The organism is Mycobacterium sp. 1081908.1, assembly GCF_001673535.1.
In the GTDB taxonomy this organism is placed as follows: domain Bacteria; phylum Actinomycetota; class Actinomycetes; order Mycobacteriales; family Mycobacteriaceae; genus Mycobacterium.
Genome location: NZ_LZLY01000013.1, coordinates 1 through 642 on the forward strand (window position 1 = coordinate 1; position 642 = coordinate 642).

The 642-nt window shown below is 67.1% G+C and carries 1 protein-coding gene and 1 pseudogene; one reads left to right on the plus strand and one right to left on the minus strand.

Annotated features, from left to right (window positions below):
- Positions 1-290, plus strand: a pseudogene (locus A5655_RS01685) (phosphotransferase family protein); the annotation flags it as partial.
- Positions 291-394: 104 nt separating this feature from the next.
- Here A5655_RS01685 and A5655_RS01690 read toward each other — a convergent pair.
- A partial coding sequence (locus tag A5655_RS01690) for a lipopolysaccharide assembly LapA domain-containing protein (protein WP_067004891.1) occupies positions 395-642 on the minus strand: 248 nt, incomplete at its 5' end.

Below are 642 nucleotides of genomic sequence, written 5' to 3' on the forward strand. Positions count from 1 at the left end.
ATCCGGCGCTCGACCTGATCGTCAACGCGCAGGCCGCCTGGACGTCGCCGCTGCTGCCGACCGCCGACGAGCTGGCCGACCGCTACTCGCTGGTGGCCGGGTTGCCGCTGGCGCATTGGGAGTTCTACATGGCGCTGGCGTACTTCAAGCTCGCCATCATCGCCGCCGGCATCGACTTCCGCCGGCGCATGTCGGACCTGGCCAGCGGGAAAGAATCCGAGCACACGCCCGAGGTGGTCGCACCGCTGATCTCCCGCGGGCTCGCCGAGCTCGCCAAGCTGCCCGGCTGAGTGTGCAGCCAGGGTTTTGAGTGTGTACCAGTGGAGGGAATCCGGCGATTTTCCCGCCCACGATTCACACGCAAGGCCCAGGATTCACACGCAATGCCGGGCTGCTAGACCTTCTGTGCGTTCGCGTGGTGCTTCTTCGCCGCGCGCCGCAGCTGGATGATGCGGGCGGTGCCGGCCGCCACGGTGATCAGGCCGCCCACCACCGCCGACAGCAGGATCGCCACGCCCAGCGGAAGGCTCCAGCGCCAGCCCAAGAACGCAAACGCCGCCGAATCCGTGTTCTGAGCGATGAAGATCAGCAACAGGATCAGGATCAGGAAACCGGCGATCAGGGACGTCCACAGGGCGCCGG